10 protein-coding genes are annotated in these 13,816 nt (G+C 73.3%); 7 read left to right on the top strand and 3 right to left on the bottom strand.

Annotated elements, in window-relative coordinates; all coding sequences use genetic code 11:
* Window positions 1-14 precede the first annotated feature (14 nt).
* The 3 genes from EV374_RS10565 to EV374_RS10555 are packed head-to-tail and all read left to right on the top strand — an operon-like array spanning window position 15 to window position 3,210.
* Entirely contained in the window at window positions 15-1,337 is a 1,323-nt protein-coding gene (locus tag EV374_RS10565; protein ID WP_132234081.1) for a hypothetical protein, read from the top strand.
* Window positions 1,334-1,633, top strand: a complete 300-nt coding sequence (locus EV374_RS10560) for a YciI family protein (protein WP_132234079.1) — start codon at window positions 1,334-1,336, stop codon at window positions 1,631-1,633. Before EV374_RS10565 ends, EV374_RS10560 begins: the two co-directional genes overlap by 4 nt.
* Complete coding sequence (locus EV374_RS10555) at window positions 1,633-3,210, top strand: hypothetical protein (protein ID WP_132234077.1); 1,578 nt, start codon at window positions 1,633-1,635, stop codon at window positions 3,208-3,210. Before EV374_RS10560 ends, EV374_RS10555 begins: the two co-directional genes overlap by 1 nt.
* Before the next feature lie 40 nt (window positions 3,211-3,250).
* Here the strand turns inward: EV374_RS10555 and EV374_RS10550 are convergent, their stop codons facing one another.
* Window positions 3,251-4,015, bottom strand: a complete 765-nt coding sequence (locus EV374_RS10550) for an HD domain-containing protein (protein WP_132234075.1) — start codon at window positions 4,013-4,015, stop codon at window positions 3,251-3,253.
* 7 nt (window positions 4,016-4,022) lie between these two features.
* Entirely contained in the window at window positions 4,023-4,991 is a 969-nt protein-coding gene (locus EV374_RS10545; RefSeq protein ID WP_486485688.1) for a GlxA family transcriptional regulator, read from the bottom strand.
* Window positions 4,992-5,172: 181 nt separating this feature from the next.
* On the opposite strand from EV374_RS10545, the gene EV374_RS10540 reads away from it, so the two are divergent.
* Window positions 5,173-7,725 (top strand): glycosyl hydrolase family 18 protein, encoded by a 2,553-nt coding sequence (locus EV374_RS10540; protein WP_486485687.1) that lies wholly within the window; start codon window positions 5,173-5,175, stop codon window positions 7,723-7,725.
* A 109-nt stretch (window positions 7,726-7,834) separates the two neighbouring features.
* Here EV374_RS10540 and EV374_RS10535 read toward each other — a convergent pair whose 3' ends face one another.
* Window positions 7,835-8,452: an acyl-CoA-like ligand-binding transcription factor gene (locus EV374_RS10535; RefSeq protein ID WP_132234071.1), complete on the bottom strand. Its 618-nt coding sequence runs from the start codon at window positions 8,450-8,452 to the stop codon at window positions 7,835-7,837.
* Between the two features lie 109 nt (window positions 8,453-8,561).
* On the opposite strand from EV374_RS10535, the gene EV374_RS32885 reads away from it, so the two are divergent.
* From EV374_RS32885 to EV374_RS10520, 3 genes are all read left to right on the top strand, one after another.
* The gene (locus tag EV374_RS32885) at window positions 8,562-9,029 is read left to right on the top strand and encodes a MarR family winged helix-turn-helix transcriptional regulator (protein WP_486485686.1); all 468 of its coding nucleotides are present in this window, start codon (window positions 8,562-8,564) and stop codon (window positions 9,027-9,029) included.
* Complete coding sequence (locus tag EV374_RS10525; protein ID WP_132234069.1) at window positions 9,026-10,666, top strand: MDR family MFS transporter; 1,641 nt, start codon at window positions 9,026-9,028, stop codon at window positions 10,664-10,666. The genes EV374_RS32885 and EV374_RS10525 overlap by 4 nt, the downstream gene beginning before the upstream one ends.
* 124 nt (window positions 10,667-10,790) lie before the next feature.
* Complete coding sequence (locus EV374_RS10520) at window positions 10,791-13,742, top strand: BTAD domain-containing putative transcriptional regulator (RefSeq protein WP_132234067.1); 2,952 nt, start codon at window positions 10,791-10,793, stop codon at window positions 13,740-13,742.
* Window positions 13,743-13,816: the final 74 nt, after the last annotated feature.

The following is a 13,816-nucleotide window of genomic DNA, read 5'->3' as shown; positions in this document are numbered from 1 at the left end:
GTGGAGGCGACAAGGTGATCGGCATCATCGGACCGGAGGACTCGATCCGGCTCGTGCAGGAGGTCTCCGCCGGCGAGGGACGCGCCGGGGATCTCACAGCCCGCGCCTACACCCGACCCGAGCAGGCCCCCGAGCTGGCCCGCGAGCTCGACGAACTGTGCCAGGTGCTGCTGTTCACCGGGCGCATCCCGCACGCCTTCGCAGCCTCCGCCGGAGGGCTGCGCGCCGAGATCGACTACATGCCGCACGCCGGCATCGACCTCTACCGCACGCTGTCGCGGATGCTGCTGGCCAACGGTGGACGGCTGCCCACGGTCAGCGTGGACACCATCGAGGCCGACACCGTCCGGGAGACCTACCACGACATCGAGCTGACCCCGCCCACCGAGATCCTGCCCATCGCCGACTCCTCCGGCCTGCTCTTCTCCGGCCTCGACCAGATCGTCGCCTTCCACCGCGAGCGGTACGCCTCCGGGGCCGTCGAGGCGTGCCTGACCTGCCTCGGCGCGGTCCACCGGGACCTGCGCGAGAGCGGCGTGCCGGTCTGGCGTGTCGAACACACCCGCGCCTCGGTCCGCGACGCCCTGCGCCGGGCCTGGCTCGCCGCGGAGATCCGGCAGTCCCGGGCCACCCAGATCGCGGTCATGATGATCGAGGTGGCCGAGCAGGCCGGTCGCGGGCACGACCCGTACCAGGTGGAACGGCAGCGGCTGCGGTTGCGCGAGGCACTGCTGGAACACGCCGAGCGGATGCGGGGCAGGCTGAGCACGATCGACGACCGGACGCTGCTGATCACCACCACCCGGGGCACCGTGGAGAGCGCCATCGCCCGGCAGCGCTCCGGCCACGCGACGCTGCTCACCCTGCGTGGCGTCGACGTCGAGCACACCGTCGGCTTCGGCGCCGGCACCACCATCGCCGCCGCCGAGGACAACGCCCGTAAGGCGGTGGCGCTCGGCCGTGCCAGCGGCGACACCCACGTGGTCTTTCCCGACGGGGAGATCTACTCCAGCCGCGAGAGCCCGGTCAAGCAACGGCTGCGCGAGACCGCCTCCGGGGTGCTGCGCATCAGCGAGCAACTGCGGCTCGGGCCGCTGTCCACCCGCCGGCTGCTCGAGGCGCTGCACCAGACTGACCCGAACGAGGTGACCGCGCGGGGCCTGGCCGACGCGTACGGGGTGGAGGTCCGCTCGGCCCGCAGGCTGCTCAACTCCCTACGTGCCGCGGGCTACGCCGAGGAGATCGGCGTGCACGTCAGCACCGGCGCGGGCCGGCCGCAGACCGTGTACCGGGTGGAGATGCAGCGGCTGTTCGACGAGGTCGGCGGTGGCGTGTGAGGTTCGAACCCTCCTTCCTGGTCACCGCCACCTTCGCCGCCGACGCCGCCGTCCGGCGCGAACCCCACCGGCAGGCGCACCTCGCCCGCGTCGAGGCCCTGCTTGCCGACGGCACCGCCCTGCTCGCCGGGGCCCGGGCAGACCTCGCCGCCTCCGTCCTCGTCCTGCGGGCCGCCGACGCCACCGCCGCCCGCGCCCTGTGCGAACGGGATCCCTACTGGCGGCACGGGGTGTGGACGGCCATCGAGGTGGCCGACTACCTGGCCGCCGTCCCGCCACCCCATGGAAGGTCATGATGTCGCAGTACCGCCAGATCACCGGAATCCGGGTGCGGGGCGCCGCGTCCGCGCCGTACGCCGCCCAACTGCTGACCCAGGCATGGGGGGAGAACCCCGAGGGAGTCACGGTCGACCTGGACGTCGACCCTGCCCTGCCCGAGGGCGGCTACCGCATCGAGGTGCCCGAGCGGGGCGACATCCGGCTCACCGGCGACCCCTTCGCCGGCCTGATCTACGCCGCCCGGGAACTGACCACCCTGGCCACGCCAGGAGGTCTGCCCGTGGGCGTGCGGACCGACTCGCCCGGGCTGGCGCTGCGGACACTGTGGACCTGGGACCACTCCACCAACTGGGACCTGCGCCAGCTCGGCCAGCAGGAGATCGGCGCGCTCAACCCGTACGCCAAGGGCGCCGACGCCTTCGGCCACGACTACCGCCGGCTGGTCGACTTCTGCAGCCGGGAGCGGATCGGCGGCATCGTGGTCTACGGGCTGCTGCGCGACGCCCACGGCGGCGTCGAGGCGGCCCGCGAGCTGTGCGAGTACGCCAACGCCCGGGGCGTGCGCATCATCGCCGGCATCGGCGTCAACGCCTACGGCGGCATCTACTTCGACGGCCGGCACCGCTACAACCTCGCCACCTGGCTGCGCCAGCGGCCGGACCTGGCCGCCGAGCTGCCGAAGAAGGTCGGCTTCGACATCGACGACTTCGGCGACCTGCACTTCCCGGCCAGCGAGTACATGATGGCCGCCTGCCCCTCGCAACCGGACAATCTCGCCTGGCACCGGGACGCCGTGGACTGGCTGCTGGACACCCTGCCCGTCGGGGGGATCAACTTCGAGACCGGCGACTACGGCAGCTGCGCCTGCCAGCGCTGCGCGGCCCGCACCGGAGGCGAGCGCACGTCCTGGTCGTACGAGGCGATGCGGTCGGTATACCCCACCCTGCTGGAGACCGCCCGGCGCAAGGGCCCGGCGGGGGTGCCGCTGCGGCACCTGGTCGAGGTCTACTGGGACAACATCTTCGACCTCGACGCGCAGCAGCCGCTGGCCGAGCTGCCCGACGACGTGGCCTACCAGTACTGCGTCAACCGGGGCTTCTGGTACGACAACCGGCACCGGCTCACCGCCGCGCACGTCGACCGGCTCCCGCACAGCACGAACGTGCTGCGCACCCACGCTGGCTCGCAGTGGAACCGGCAGCGGCACTCCTGGGTTCCCGAGATGTACGCCGACATGGGCGTCCGGGCCGGCGGTGCCGGGATGCGCGGACTGACCATCTTCGCCGAGGCGTCGGCGTACCACCCGACCAACGAGATCAGCTACCTGGCGTACGCCCGCTTCACCTGGAATCCCGACCTGACCTGGGCGGACTTCTGGCGCGACGAGGTGGCTCCCCGCTTCGGCGGCGCGGCGGAGGCCGAGGCGTTCCGCGACGGGGCGGCCGTGCTGGACGACGGCTCGGCGACGGCGGGCGCCCTCGTCGCGGTCCGCGAGGACGCCCTGGCGATGGTCGCCGCCACCGGTGGCGAGGTGCAGCGCCGGTGGCTGTGGCTGGCCGAGCGCGCCACCCGCCACGCCCACTCCGCCGGTTGATCCCGCCGCCGACCGCCGACGGACCCGCCGCCCCGGTGGGTCAGTCGCCCCAGGCGTTGGAGTCCAGGAGCATGTCCCAGGTCAGGTAGGGCAGTTCGGGGTGGCGCTGGTGCAGGATCTCGCCGGGAAGGGTGGCGGCCGGGGCCTTGCGGGGATTGGCGAGTGCCTGCGCCACGATCGCGTCGGTGACGGCCCGGGCGCCGCCGAGGCGGGGATGACGTCGGTGGACGCGGTCGGCGTACCCGGGTGGGACCGGGCTGTTGACGCCCATGAGGTCGATGCTGATTCCCGTCTGGGCGATGCCGATCTCCGGCGGCCGGCGACGCTGGAAGACGGGTGAGTCGCGGAAGCTGCGCGTGGTGTGCATGGCGATCGCGTCCCACACGGTGTCGACCCGGCGGTCGGTGACGCCCCGCTCCTCGAGGAACCGGGCGGCGAAGTCGGCGCCGTCCATCTCGAACCGTTGGTCGGAGTTGGCGCGTGCGGTCAGGCCCATGTCGTGCAGGGCGCAGATCAGGAACACGACCTCCTCGTCGTAGTCGCGGCCGGGCCGCCGACCGGCCCGCGCGGCGGCCTCGCGGGCGAACAGGAAACTACGCAGGCTGTGGTTGCGCAGGTAGGCCTCCTGCGTCTCGTCGATCAGTCGGGCCGCCTCCTGGGCCAGCCGGGTCGACGGGAAGGACAGGTCGGCGTCCGGCGCACCGTGGGCGGCGGCCGGGGCGGCGGGCACCAGAGCGGTGAGCATGCCGGCGCCGGCGGCCAGGCCGGTGCCGATGGCGGTGCGCCGTGAGAAGGAAGGCGTCACGGGTACCTCATCTTTCGGGTGTCGGGTGCGTGGACCGGAAGCGTTGGCGGTACTCGGCCGGGGTGATGCCGGTGCCGCGCAGGAACGCGCGGCGCATGCTGTCGTCCGAGCCGAAGCCGCAGGCGCGGGCGATGCGAGCCACCCCGTCGTGGGTGGCTTCGAGCAGGGTCTTCGCGGCCTCGACCCGGACCTGCTCGACGTACCGGATGGGGGTCGTCCCGACCGTCCGGCGGAACAGGCGGGTGAGGTGCCGTTCGCTGACCGACGCGTACGCGGCCATCGTGGCGAGCGTGTGCGGGGCGGCCGGGTCGGCGGCGACGGCGTCCAGGACCCGGCGTAGCGCGCTGCCGGGGGCGGCCGTGGTGTTGCCGCGGACGGTGAACTGGGACTGACCGCCGGGGCGGTGCAGGAAGACCACGAGGTACTTGGCGGTGGTGCGGGCGCGCTCCGGCCCGTGGTCGTCCTCGACCAGCGTCAACGTCAGGTCGATGCCCGCGGTCACGCCGGCCGAGGTGAACAGCGGTCCGTCCCGCACGTAGAGGGCGTCGGGCCGGACGCGGACCGCGGGGAACCGCGACGCGAGGTCGGCGCAGGCCGCCCAGTGGGTGGTGGCCCGGCGGCCGTCGAGCAGGCGCGCCGCCGCGAGCAGGAACGCGCCGGTGCAGATGGCCGCCGTACGGCGGGCGAGCCCGCTGACGCGGGGGAGTTCGGCGACGAGCGCCGGCGGAGGCTGCGCGGTGGCGAGGGAGAGGCCGGGCACCAGCAGCGTGTCGAACCGGTGCCGCACCTGGTGCAGGGCCAGCTCGACGTCGAGGGGCACGCCCACGTCCGTGCGTACCGGGCGGCCGTCCACGGAGGCCAGCCGGACCTGGAAGCCGCCGCTGCCGTGCAGCACCTGGACGGGCCCCGCCACGTCGAGCAGCACGACGCCGTCGTGCACCACCACGACCACCTCGCGGCTTCCGGGGATGTCCACACCGGAAAGTCTGGTCACCCTCTCCCGGGGACCACAAGGACGGCCGCACCGCACATCCGGCCATTCGCGCCCCTGCCCACGACCCGGGGGACCGTACGGCCGCAATGCGCTCTTGCGCAGAGGCCTGCTGGACAGGTATATATTCAGGATCGTAAATAGTTAAGTTTCTTTAGAGTTGGAGGTGGGCGCGTTGCGAAGACGGTTCAGCAAGCTCCTCGTCGGCGGTGCGGTCGGTCTGCTGGCCGTGGCGACGGCGCTGATGGTGACCCCCGCCGCACACTCCTCCGTCGGACAGGACGAGGCGTGCCGGCCGGACGGGCTGTACCGGACGCCAGGCGTGGCGGTGCCGTACTGCACCGTCTACGACACCGACGGCCGGGAGAAGCTGGGCGCCGACCACAACCGGCGCATCATCGGCTACTTCACCAGTTGGCGCACCGGACGCAACGGCGCCCCGGCGTACCTGGCCAACCAGATCCCCTGGGACAAGGTCACCCACATCAACTACGCCTTCGCCCACGTCGACGCCGCCAACAAGATCTCGGTCGGCAACCCGAAGGCGGCGGACAATCCGGCCACCAACATGACCTGGCCGGGCGTCGCCGGCGCCGAGATGGATCCGCAGTACGCCTACACCGGGCACTTCAACCTGCTCAACAAGTACAAGAAGCAGAACCCGAACGTGCGTACCCTGATCAGCGTCGGCGGCTGGGCCGAGACCGGCGGCTACCTCGACGACAACGGCGACCGGGTCGACGCCGGCGGCTTCTACCGGATGACCACCACCGGCAGCAACACCGTCAACACCGCCGGCATCGCCACCTTCGCCGACTCCGTGGTCGCCTTCCTGCGCACCTACGGCTTCGACGGCGTGGACATCGACTACGAGTACCCGACCTCCAACAACAAGGCCGGCAACCCGCTCGACTTCGCCCAGGCGGACGCCAAGCGGGCGGGGCTCAACGCCTCCTACCAGGTGCTGATGAAGACGCTGCGGGAGAAGCTCGACGCGGCCGCCGCCACGGACGGCAAGCACTACCTGCTCACGGTGGCCGCACCCGCCTCCGGATGGCTGCTGCGGGGGATGGAGTCCTCGCAGGCGCTCCAGTACCTGGACTACGTCAACATCATGTCGTACGACCTGCACGGGTCCTGGAACCACCATGTCGGCCCGAACGCCGCCCTCTTCGACAACGGCGACGACGCCGAACTCGCCGCCGGCGGCGTCTACGGCGCGTACGGCAACATCGGGTACCTGAACACCGACTGGGCCTACCACTACTTCCGGGGCGCGCTGCCCAGCGGGCGGGTCAACATCGGCGTCCCCTACTACACGCGCGGCTGGCAGGGTGTCACCGGCGGCACCAACGGGCTGTGGGGCCGCGCCGCACTGCCGGACCAGACCAAGTGCCCGCCGGGCACCGGCTCCTCGATCGGCTCCACCACCCCCTGTGGGAACGGCGCGGTCGGGATCGACAACCTCTGGCACGACCTGGACGGCGCCGGCGGGGAGGTGCCCGCCGGGGCGAACCCGATGTGGCACGCCAAGAACCTGGAACGCGGCATCACCCCGGACTACCTGTCCGCGTACGGCCTCACGCCGGCCACCGACCCGACCGACCGGATCAGCGGCAGCTACGCCCGCCACTACTCCGCCGCGCTGGTCGCACCCTGGCTGTGGAACGCGCAGAAGGGCGTCTTCCTCTCCACCGAGGATGAGCAGTCCCTCGGCGCCAAGGCGGACTACGTGGTGGACAAGGGCATCGGCGGCGTGATGATCTGGGAACTCGCCGGTGACTACGCGTACGACCAGGCCAAGGGCCAGTACGGCATGGGCGAGACGCTCACCACCTTGCTCTACGACAAGTTCCGCACGGCGCCCGCGTACGGTGCACGGCGGGCCGCCGTCACCCTGCCGGCCCGGACCATCGACGTGACCGCCACGGTCGGGGGCTTCGCTCTCGGCGACAACAACTACCCGATCAACCCCGAACTGCGGCTCACCAACAACACCGCCAGCCCGGTCCCGGCCGGGGCGCAGCTGGAGTTCGACTACCCGACCACCACACCGACCCTCACCCAGCAGTCCGGCTGGGCCCTGACCACAGTGTCCACCGGGCACACCGGCAGCAACGTGGGCGGGCTCAGGGGCGACTACAACCGGGTACGGCTCACCGTACCGGCCGCCATCGCCCCGGGCGCGTACGCGGAGGTGACCCTCAACTACCAGCTGCCGATCGCCGGGCCGGCCAACTTCACCCTCTCCTTCGGCGGGCAGACGTACTCGCTGGCCAGCGACCACGCCCGTGGGGCCGTGCCGGTCGACCCGACGCCCAGCCCGAGCACCCCGCCGGGCGGCGGGACCTGCGCCGCGCCGGCCTGGTCGGCGGGCACCGCGTACTCCGGTGGCGCGAGGGTGTCGCACGCCGGGCGTACCTGGAGTGCGAAGTGGTGGACGCAGGGCGACACCCCGGGCAGCGCGGCCGTCTGGGCGGACGAGGGGGCCTGCGCCTCCCCGCCGTCCCCGACGGTCTCGCCCACGGTCTCGCCGACGGTCGACCCGACCCCGACCGGCGGCGCCTGCGCCGCGCCGGCCTGGTCGGCGGGCACCCCCTACTCCGGCGGCGCGGTGGTGTCCCACGAGGGCCACCGGTGGACCGCCCGGTGGTGGACCCAGGGTGAAGTGCCGGGAGCCGGCGCCCAGGGCGTCTGGACCGACAACGGTCCCTGCTGAACCCCGATGGCGGGGCCGCCGGTGATCGGCGGCCCCGCCCGAACGACGGCCGCGTACCGGTGCAGACGGTGCGCGGCCGTGCCGCGTCATCCCCCGGCGCCGTCCGGCGTCAGCCGGCCGTCTGCGCGGCGGCGGTGCCGGGCGGGGTGGTGGCGGTCTCCGCGAGCGCGGTGCGCAGGACGTCGTGCAGCGGCCCGTCGGGGTGGTCGATCCAGTGCTGGATGGCGACGCGCAGGGAGGCCAGGAAGGTCGCCGCCACGACCCGGGACCGCAGCGCCCGGTCGGGGCCGGTCAACCGCTGGGCGACGTCGTCCGCGAGATCGCGTTCGATGGCGGTGTAGGCCGCGATCTGGTGCGCGACGAGGCCCGGGTGCCCGCGGAGCTGGCGGCGGTGCAGCAGCCAGGAGGGTGGGGCGTTGCCGTACGCCTCGACGGCGAGGCGTTCGGCGGCCGCGCTCAGCACGGCCCACGGCGGCGCGTCGGCCGGCTGCCGGCGAACCAGTTCCAGCAGCCGGCGCAGCCGTACGGCGTCGCCGTGGAAGACCGCCTCCTCCTTGCTGGAGAAGTAGTTGGAGAACGTCCTGCGGGAGACGTTCGCGGCGTCGGCGATGGCCTCCACGGTGACCCGGTCGAGCCCGTGTTCCGTGGCGAGGCGCAGGGCGGCCTCGTGCAGGGCGAGGCGGGTGGCCGCCTTCTTGCGCTCCCGCAGCCCGGTGGTCTCCTCCATGGGCGACAGCCTACGGGGCCGTGACTCAGTTCTCATCGCGCAAACTTGCACTGTGAGCAAGATCGGCAGATGCTTGTGTGCGGCAACCATCTGCGACAGGGGAGGCGGCGTGGAAACTGCCGGCCGCGAGCTCGGTGCGAGGCTCTCCGAGCTGATCCGGAGCGTACGGCTCATCAAGCGGCACCGGGCCGACGTCCGGCCGACGGTGCCGGTCGGCCTCGCCGGCCTCCTCATGCAGATCGAGAAGCTGCCCGCCGACTGCCACGCCCGGGAGCTGGCGGCCCGCAGCGGGCTCGACCCGTCGACCGTCAGCCGCGCCGTCGCCTCGCTCGTCAGCCACGGCCTGGTCGAGCGGCGCGCCGACCCCACCGACAAGCGGGCCAGCCTGCTGACCGTCACCCCGGCCGGGCGGGCCGCCCTGACCGACACCTACGACTGGTACGGCCGGATCCTCGACACCGCGCTCGCCGACTGGACCCCCGCGGAGGTGGCGGCGTTCGCCACCGCGCTCGGCCGGTTCACCCGCGACATCGAGACCGCCCTCGGACACCACGACAACCTGGAGGCCGCGCGATGAGCGCACCCACCACCACGGCCGGCGACGCGCCGATGACACACCGGCAGACGCTGGAGGCCCTCAGCGGCCTGCTGCTGGTGCTGTTCGTCGCCATGCTCAGCGGCACCGTCGTCTCGACGGCGCTGCCGAACATCATCGGCGCGCTGAACGGGTCGCAGACCCAGTACACCTGGGTGGTCACCGCCACCCTGCTCACCGCGACCGCGACCACCCCGATCTGGGGCAAGCTCGCCGACCTGTTCAACAAGAAGCTCCTGGTCCAGATCGCCATCGTCGTCTTCCTGGTCGGCTCGGTGATCGCCGGCTTCGCCCAGACGGCCGGCCAGCTCATCGCCGCCCGCGCGTTCCAGGGCATCGGCGTCGGCGGCCTCCAGGCCCTCGTCCAGGTCGCCATCGCCGCGATGATCCCGCCCCGGGAGCGCGGCAGGTACAACGGTTACCTCGGTGGCGTCATGGCGGTGGCGACGGTCGGTGGCCCGCTGCTGGGCGGGCTCATCGTCGACACGTCCTGGCTCGGCTGGCGCTGGTGCTTCTTCGTCGGGGTCCCCGTCGCCGCCATCGCGCTGGTCCTCCTCCAGTTCACCCTGCGCCTGCCGACGGTCCGCCGCGAGAACGTCAAGATCGACTACCTGGGCGCGGCCCTGATCGCCGCCGGAGTCAGCGTGCTGCTCATCTGGATCTCCTTCGTCGACGACTCGTTCGCCTGGGCCTCCTGGCAGACGGCCGCCATGGTCGGCGGCGCGGTCGCGCTGCTCGCCCTGGCCGTCTGGGTGGAGTCGCGGGCCGACGAGCCGGTCGTCCCGCTCGATCTCGTCCGCCAGCGGACCACCGCCCTGGCCATCCTGGGCAGCCTGGCGGTCGGCATGGCGATGTTCGGCGGCGCCGTCTTCCTCGGCCAGTACTTCCAGATCGGCCGCGGCTACAGCCCGACCGAGGCCGGGCTGCTCACCATCCCGATGATGGCCGGCGTCCTCGGATCGTCGATCATCGCGGGCCGGCTGATCACGAAGACCGGGAAGATCAAGCCGTACATCGTGTTCGGCGCGGTCGTGCTCGTCATCGGGTTCGCCCTGCTCGGCACCATCGACCACGAGACCTCGCTGGTGCTGGTCGGTGCGGCCATGTTCATCGTCGGCGTCGGGGTCGGCATGACGATGCAGAACCTCGTCCTCGCCGTGCAGAACACCGTCTCGCTCCGGGACATCGGCGCGGCCAGCTCGACCGTCGCGTTCTTCCGCTCGCTCGGCGGCACGATCGGCGTGTCGGTGCTCGGCGCGATCCTCGCCCGCCGGGTGACCGACCAGATCACCGCCGACCTCTCCGCCGCCGGCATCCCCGCTTCCGGCAGCGCGGGAGCGGGCAGCCTGAACCTCGACGCCATGCCCGGCGCGGTCCAGCAGATCGTCCGCGCGGCGTACGGGGACGCCACCGGCCACATCTTCCTCATCTCCGCCGCGATCGCCGTCGTCGGCATCATCGCCGCGGTCCTGTTGAAGCCGGTCGGCCTGCGCAGCAGCCTGGACCTGCCCGATCCCGCCAGGTCGACGGCCGTGGCCGCCGACGCCGTCGACGGTGCTCCGGCCTTCGACCAGGTCACGGTGGACGCCGCCGATCGGGAGGCGCCGGCGCGCCGCTGACGCGCTACCCACGACGGCGGGGCCGGCACCTTCCTCGGACGGTGCCGGCCCCGCCGTCAGCGGGCATCCCGCGACCGGCGGGCGACGATCGGAGGCCGACGTGTCCCTGTGGTAGAAATGCCGGATGTCCGGCATGCGATTCCAGCTTCTGGGACCGCTCGAGGTGCAGGTCGACGACCGGCCCGTGCCGCTCGGCACGGTGAAGCAACGGCTACTCTGCGCCACCCTCCTGCTGGACCCGAACGAGGTGCTGCACACCGAACATCTCGCCGAGACGCTGTGGGACGAGCCGCGACCGGCCTCTGCGGCGGCCAACCTGAGGACGTACGCCCACGGGCTGCGCCAGACGCTGCGCGACCAGCCGGACGGCGCGAGCCGGCTGCACACCGGCACCGGCGGCTACCTGCTCGCGGTGCGCCCCGGTGAGCGCGACCTGGACGAGTTCGAGGAGTCGGCGCAACAGGGCCGCGACGCCCGCGCCCGGGGCGACCTGCGGCAGGCCGAGGCGAGTCTGGCCCACGCGCTGACCCTCTGGCGCGACTCGCCGCTCGCCGGGCTGCCCCTGCCCCGTGCGATGGCGGCACGCCTGACGCGCCTGCACGAGCAACGCCTGATGGTCGAGGAGGAACACGTCCAGGCCAAACTCGACCTGGGCGCCTCCGCCGAACTGGTCGGTCGGCTGCGCGAGCACGTCGAGACCCACCCGCTGCGGGAACGCGGCTGGGGTCAGCTGATGACCGCGCTCTACCGTACGGGCGACGTGGCCGGCGCCGTCGACGCGTACCTGCGGGCCCGGCGGGTGCTGGCCGACCAGCTCGGCATCGATCCCAGCCCCTCGCTGGAGGCGCTCTACCGCGACATCCTCGACCACCGCCCGCACCTGGTCGGCGAGCCGCAGCGTCCGCCGCCCGCGCGGATCGTGGTCCGCGGACTGCCTCCCGCCGTCGACACCTTCGTCGGCCGGCGGGCCGAGACCGACGCCGTGTGCGGCTGGCTCGACGGATCCGTGGCGAGCCCGGTCGTCGCCCTGCACGGCCCGGGAGGGGCCGGCAAGTCGGCGCTGGCCGTCCGGATCGCGCACCAACTCGCCGACCGGTACCCGGGCGGCACGCTCTACGTGGACCTGCAGGGTGCGGACGCCGACCTGCCACCCCTGCGGCCGATCGACGTCCTCGGCCGGTTCCTCCGCGCGCTCGGTGTGCCGGGCGGTGCGGTGCCGTCCGACGTCGGCGAGGCCACCGTCGCCTACCGGTCCGAGATCGCTGGCCGGGGCGTGCTCGTCGTCCTCGACAACGCCCGGGACGCCGCCCAGGTCAGGGCACTGCTGCCGGCGGGCGGTTCGTGCGGTGTCGTGGTGACGAGCCGGCGGATGCTCGCGACCCTGCCCAACGGCCGGCACCTGGCCGTGGGGCTGCTGTCCCGCACGGAGGCGGTCGGGCTGCTCGCGGGCGAGTGCGGCGCCGACCGGGTGGCGGCCGAGCCGGACGCGGCCGCCCGCCTGGTGGAGCTCTGCGGCATGCTGCCGCTGGCGATCCGGATCGTCGGCGCCCGCCTGGCCAGCCGGCCGGGGTGGCCGATCGCCCGCCTGGTGGAGCGCCTGGCCGATCCCGGGCTGCGCCTCAGCGAGCTGGAGTTCGACGACCTCAGCGTCCGGCCGTCCATCGCGCTCACCTACGCCGCCCTGTCCGACGGCGGCGCCCGGGGGCAGCTCTGCGCCCGGGCCTTCCGGCTGATCGGCAGCACCCGCCTGCCCACCGTCACCGCCCGCGCCGTCGCCGCCCTCCTCGGCGAGCCACCCACGCTCGCCGAGAGCCTCCTGGAACGGCTCGCCGACGAGCGGTTGGTGGAGCCCCGGGAACCGGGCGTCTACGGCATCCACGACCTGGTCCGGCTGTACGCCGCCGAACGGGCCGAGGACGAGCCGGCGGACGACCGGGAGGCCGCGCTGCGGCGGCTGCTGGAGACGTACGTGCAGGGCGCCCGGGAACTCGAGCGGATGACCAACGCCGGGCACTGTTTCGGACCGGCGGGGACACCGGCGTGCGGGTGGACTCCGGCCGGCGTCGGCGACCAGGACCGACCCGCCTGGCAGGACCTGCCGGAGAACCCCGCGCAGGCGGCGCGGTGGCTGGCCGAGGAACACCTCAACGTCCTGGCCGCCTTCCGGCAGGCGTCCACCTCCTCCACCGGCACCGCGACGCTCGCCGCCGCGCTGGCCTGGGCGAGCGTCGCCGCGTTGCGGCGGTACGGCTACCGCCAGGAGGCGCTCACCCTCATCGACGGCGCGATCGCCACCACCGGGCAGCTCGGTCTCACGCTCGAACACTGTGCAGCGCTGTTCTACCGGGCGACGTTGCACACGGGCAGCGCCGACCCGTCGGTGGTCGAAGCGGATCTGCTGCGCTGCCTCGAGCTGCTCCGGCCGCTCGGTGACCGGGAGCAGATCTCCATCTGCCTGGAGGCGCTCGGCAACCTGCGCCACCGGATGGGCGACGTACCGCGCGCGCTCCGCCACCACGACGAGGCGCTCGCGCTGCGCCGGGAGTCGGGCCAACCGCTCATGATCGGCGCGGCTCTGAGCAGCGGCGCTCCGGTGCGCCTGTCCGCGGGAGCCGAGAAGGAGGCGCTCGCGGACGTCGAGGAGGCGGTGCGCATCGCCCGCGACGTCGGCGCCGTCGCTCTGCGGGGCGCCGCCCTCGGCACGCGGGGCCAACTGCTGTGCCGCACCGGGCACTGGTCGGAGGCCCGCGAGTGCCTCGACGAGGCGCTGGCCATCGCCGAGTGGTCCGAGGACCTGCCGTCGCGCTGCGCCGCGTTGCTGTCCCGCGCGGCGGCCCACCTCGGGCTCGCCGACCACGCCGCCGCCGCCCGCGACGCCGACGAGGCGGGGACGGTGGCCGTCCGGATCGGCGACCGCTACCTGCGGGCCGTCGCGCGGCAGGCACAGGGCCGGATCGCCCGCGAGGCCGGGGACCGCAGTGCCGCGTCCGTCCTGGAGGCCGAGGCGCGGGACCTGCTCGGTTCGGTGCCCGGCTACCGGGAGCCGCAGTACGCCGAGTACTTCGGCCGACTCTGAGCCTGCGGGACCCCGGCCGCGCCGCGGGTCGCGGGCGTCGGCCTTCCGCGCTCCGCTGTGCCAGACCGGTCGCC

The sequence above is a fragment of the Micromonospora sp. CNZ303 genome (assembly GCF_004345505.1).
The sequence above is the reverse complement of the archived record's forward strand: the minus strand, read 5'-3'. Positions and strand labels throughout refer to the sequence as shown.

Coding starts and splice junctions, on each gene's coding strand:
- EV374_RS10555 (WP_132234077.1), top strand. CDS start 1,633: ATGTCGCAGTACCGCCAGATCACCGGAATCCGGGTGCGGGGCGCCGCG.
- EV374_RS10535 (WP_132234071.1), bottom strand. CDS start 8,452: ATGGAGGAGACCACCGGGCTGCGGGAGCGCAAGAAGGCGGCCACCCGC.
- EV374_RS10525 (WP_132234069.1), top strand. CDS start 9,026: ATGAGCGCACCCACCACCACGGCCGGCGACGCGCCGATGACACACCGG.
- EV374_RS10520 (WP_132234067.1), top strand. CDS start 10,791: ATGTCCGGCATGCGATTCCAGCTTCTGGGACCGCTCGAGGTGCAGGTC.